A 4,776-nucleotide genomic window follows, 5' to 3' on the forward strand; every position below is an offset into this window, starting at 1 on the left:
GAAGATTTTACTCAATTCTCATCAGCTATCTCTGGATGTTTGAATGATGCTCATCTGGAACATAAAAAAGAGCTTGATTCCTTGTTGACACTCCGCTTTCAGCATTTCGACAAAGCTCAGATTATGACCATGTAAAGTATAATTCTTTGAGGGTCATAGCTAGACACCAAAGTAGGTTCGATCGTCATTTTAACGTGGACACCATAAATTCCGCATCCGCACATATCGATCGCGATTACCTCCGGTAGGCTGTGCCAACGAGTGGTTGAAGTGATGGAGGGTAAAATTTCTTTAGAGTAAAGGTTTGAGGCTGTGGGCAGTAAGTATACACATTCTTTGGCTCTTCAATGCCGATCGCATTAGCGCACCCTCAAGGGCGATCGAACTAGCGGAATGTATGATAGTAATGGTTTGTATCGATCGAATGTATCAGTTATGAACTAGGAGGAAGCGAACGTGCGCGAGGGGATTGGTTCGAGTTTGGAGATCGATGCGATTTTAGTCCCGCAAGGTGCCGAATATGCGACGGTGCAACGAGCTTGTCGATCGAGTCTACCTGTATTTGCCATTCCTGCTGGCGCGGCGGTGGCTGAGTATCTGCCGAGGCTACCACTTGGCTCCTGGCAACGGGTACTAGTAATGGGTCTGTGCGGTAGCTTGGACGATCGCTATGGGATCGGTGATGTAGTGTTGTATCGGGCGACGATCTCGATTTCCGGTCGGTGTCTGGAATGCGACCGAGAACTGTTAGCAGGATTGGTAGGGGTGTCTCCAGATAAAGATCCAGTACTCGCGCTGACTAGTCCCGAAGTTGTATTTCGATCGGCAGCAAAACAGCAGTATCGACAGCAATTGGGCGCGGTGGTAGTGGATATGGAGGGACAGACGGTGCAATCAATCCTCGCGAAGTGGGGGATTGCTGTGGGCACGATTCGCGTGGTGAGTGATGACAGCCACCACGATCTGCCGGATCTGAGCGATGCTTTCGACGATCGAGGTCAATTACAATCGTGGTCTTTGGTTAAGGCGGTGGCACAAGATCCTGTCGCTGGATTCCGTCTGGTGCAAGGTTCGCTTCAGGCATTGAGGGTGCTCGATCGAGTGGCGCGACAGTTAAATTAACCCAAGTTACTAGTCATAAATTGTTGGTGAAGAGAGGGAATAGGGGATAGGGGATAGTAAATTGCTCTAGGGATGTTGGGTTTCGCGTTGCTCTCAACCCAACCTACAAAATATGTATCTATCCACCATCCACAATTCACCCTAGATGTCTAATTTGACTGCTCGATAGTTTATGGCGGACGGAACTGGGACGAGACGATTTGTCATCTAATACTCATCTTCTGCTCGGCATCTTGAGTGAGAATTAAATGTAATTAAGTGGTGCGATCGGAATAGAGTATGGAACGGGAACAGCTAGATCGGGCAATTCACAAGAGTCAAGAGTACCTCTTAGGACTCCAAGACAATGCTGGGTATTGGTGGGCAGAGTTGGAAGCCAATGTTACCCTGACTGCTGAGGCGATATTGCTCTACAAGATCTGGGGGATCGATCGAGATTACCCCCTAGCCAAAGCCGAAACCTTTTTACGCCAAACACAATGCACTCACGGCGGCTGGGAGGTGTTTTATGGTGATGGTGGCGAGCTGAGTACTTCGATCGAGGCTTATTTGGGGCTGAGGTTGCTAGGGGTACCTGCGAGCGATCCAGCTCTGATTAGTGCGCGGACTTTTATCCTCCAGCGGGGTGGGATTGCTAGTGCGCGGATCTTTACCAAGATCCACTTGGCGTTGGTGGGTTGCTATGACTGGGAGGGGATTCCGTCAATCCCACCTTGGGTGATGCTGTTGCCTGCGGGCGCACCTGTGAGTATTTATGAAATGTCCAGTTGGGCGCGGAGTAGTACTGTACCTTTACTAATTGTCCTCGATCGCCAACCTGTCTTTCCCATTACTCCCGTAGTCAATTTAGACGAGCTGTACTTGAGTAGCGATCGTCTTGGTCGCTTACCTGCTGCCCGTGACTGGCTCGATTCAGTATTTTTGACCCTGGATGAGGGGTTTAAATGGGCAGAGCGGATCGATTTGGTACCTTTTCGGCGGGAGGGTCTTGAGGCGGCAGAGCGATGGGTACTGGAGCGACAGGAGCCAACGGGTGAGTGGGGGGGGATTCTGCCAGCGATGGTCAATTCGCTGATAGCCTTGCGCGTTCTGGATTATCCAGTGAGCGACCCAGTGGTGGTGCGAGGGTTGCAAGCTGTAGAGCGGTTTACGATCGAGACTGAAGACACTTGGCGCGCCCAGCCATGTGTTTCGCCCGTTTGGGACACTGCCTTGGTCATCCGTGCGCTAGTAGATTCGGGGGTACCTGCCAATCGACCGGAGTTGGTCAAGGCGGGTGAGTGGCTACTCTCCAAGCAAATTCTCGACTATGGGGACTGGTCATTTAAGAATCCGCAGGGAGTTGCTGGTGGCTGGGCATTTGAGTTTGAGAATCGCTTTTATCCCGATGTAGACGATACAGCCGTCGTGGTGATGGCTTTGGAGCGGCTGCAACTCCCCGATCCAGTTCGCCAGCAAGCTGCGATCGATCGGGCTGTCAACTGGATTGCCTCGATGCAGTGCCGAGCGGGGGGCTGGGCGGCATTTGACATCGATAACGATCTCGACTTGCTCAATCGCCTCCCCTACGCAGATCTCCAAGCAATGGTCGATCCGAATACAGCCGATGTTACGGCGAGAGTGTTGGAGATGTACGGGCGGGGCAAGACCTCGATCGATGCCGATCGATGCCGTCGCGCCTTGGCTTACTTGAAGTCCGAACAGGATGAAAGTGGGGCTTGGTTCGGACGCTGGGGTGTCAACTATATCTATGGCACTAGTGGCGTTCTCGTGGCTTTGAGCCAAATCGCACCTGAAGAAAAAGTAGCGATCCGCCGTGGTGCTAACTGGCTGCAAAGTTGCCAAAATCCCGATGGTGGTTGGGGTGAAACCTGCGATAGTTACCCTCATCCGCATTTGAAAGGGCAGGGTGTCAGTACGGCTTCCCAGACTGCTTGGGCACTAATCGGACTGCTGGCTGTAGTCCAAAGTGGGGTAGGTGTGGATACTGCCTGGATTGAGGCGATCGATCGTGGTATCACCTATTTACTAGCGACCCAACAGCCGCAGGGTGATTGGCAGGAATCCGAATTTACGGGGACGGGTTTTCCTGGGCACTTTTATATGAAGTATCATTTATACCAACAGCACTTCCCCCTAACCGCACTAGGTCGCTACCGCGCTTGGTTAGCGCAGTAATCTGTCGATCGGGAGATAGCGCGTATGCTAGGATTGTAGTATTTCTGGGCAACATCACCGATTTTAGAGGATGAGTAGATGGTATCTTCAGCGATTGAATCGACGCAGCTAACCAAACAAGCCGAACTTTTTTGTCAGGAAATATTGCCGGAAGTTTCGCGCACCTTTGCCTTGAGTATTCGTTTTCTACCAGGCAATCTAGGTCGCTCTGTTTTGTGTGCCTATCTGTTGTGCCGGATCGCTGATACGATCGAGGATGATGCCGCAGCTCTACCAGCCAAAAAGATCTTCCTGTTGAACCAATTGATGGATAGCTTTGAAAATCCCGCTCAGTCTGACACGCTTGCAGCAGCAGCAACAGGCATCACGGGAGAAGCCGAACACGTCCGGCTAGTCGCTCACACTCACCTCGTATTTGCGATGTTTAGGACACTTCCCGCCAGCACTCAAGCGACGGTGCAGCAATGGGTAGGGGAAATGGTGGTAGGCATGAAAGAATTTATTGGGTTATATCCCCAGGGCATCCGCATCAAAACTCTTCAGGAATACAAAAGATATTGCTATTATGTGGCTGGAACTGTCGGACATTTATTAACGGATCTGTGGTATGAGCATTCAGCGGCGATCGATCGCGATCGCTATACCGTGCTATTAGAACGCTGCGGAGCCTTCGGTCAGGCGTTGCAAACTGTGAATATTCTCAAGGATATTGCTTGGGATGCCGTGCACGAAAACTCGATTTACGTTCCCGCCGAAGAACTCGACGCGCAAGGCAGTAGCCATCAACTATTGCTCGATCCCGATCGACTCCCCCAGAATCTCGCAGCATTGGGTTCATTAATGGATTTGGCACGGAGCGACTTGGATGAGGCTTTGGCATATTTGCTGACTGTGCCCAAGTGGGCGGTTTCGATTAGGCTGTTTTGTATCTTACCGCTGCTGTTCGCCTATGCCACACTCCGCGAACTCGCTCGGTCTAGTGCCATGCTCCAACCCGGTGGCTCGGTGAAAATATCTAGAGGCGAAGTGAAATGGCTAATCGCATCCGGCTGTCTGGTAGTCATCAGCAATCGCGGGATCGCTTGGTTGGTCGATCGGGTACGTCGCAGTGACGCGCTGGCTGTGCCCCAGTAATAGGCTTTAGGCTTTAGGGGTAGAGGGCGGTGCTTGAGCGGAGCAAATATTCGCTCCGTTCAAGCACCGCCCTGAACTGTAAGTGTCTCGTTCCGAGCAACTGAGCCGACGTAAACGTCGTCTAATGGCTGAAAGAAACTTTGCCGGGTGTGTTGGGTTTCATTCTTCAACCCAACCTACAGATCCTTGCTGTGAGCTAATTAGGGCTTGCTGAATTAGTCCCTGATGCTGTTCTAAAGCCTGAACTCCTTGCTAAAAGATGGTTTTGTTGCAAATATTCTCACTCGATCGCCAGATTCAAGCGATCGAGTGCAAGGGTTCTGAGCCTTTCAACGTCAAAAC

3 protein-coding genes and 1 pseudogene are annotated in these 4,776 nt (G+C 51.3%); all 4 read left to right on the forward strand.

From position 1 onward, the window contains the following. A pseudogene (locus tag ACEW9J_RS08810) lies at nucleotides 1–135 on the forward strand (IS630 family transposase); the annotation flags it as partial. A 321-nt stretch (nucleotides 136–456) separates the two neighbouring features. Then, the gene (locus ACEW9J_RS08815; protein ID WP_373544763.1) at nucleotides 457–1,122 is read left to right on the forward strand and encodes a phosphorylase; all 666 of its coding nucleotides are present in this window, start codon (nucleotides 457–459) and stop codon (nucleotides 1,120–1,122) included. A gap of 279 nt (nucleotides 1,123–1,401) precedes the next feature. After that, nucleotides 1,402–3,300, forward strand: coding sequence for a squalene--hopene cyclase (shc, locus tag ACEW9J_RS08820; RefSeq protein ID WP_373544764.1), 1,899 nt, complete (start codon nucleotides 1,402–1,404; stop codon nucleotides 3,298–3,300). A 78-nt stretch (nucleotides 3,301–3,378) separates the two neighbouring features. Next, on the forward strand, nucleotides 3,379–4,434 hold the full coding sequence (locus ACEW9J_RS08825) for a phytoene/squalene synthase family protein (RefSeq protein ID WP_373544765.1): 1,056 nt from the start codon (nucleotides 3,379–3,381) through the stop codon (nucleotides 4,432–4,434). Nucleotides 4,435–4,776: the final 342 nt, after the last annotated feature.

The organism is Chamaesiphon sp., assembly GCF_041737865.1.
In the GTDB taxonomy this organism is placed as follows: Bacteria; Cyanobacteriota; Cyanobacteriia; order Cyanobacteriales; family Chamaesiphonaceae; genus Chamaesiphon.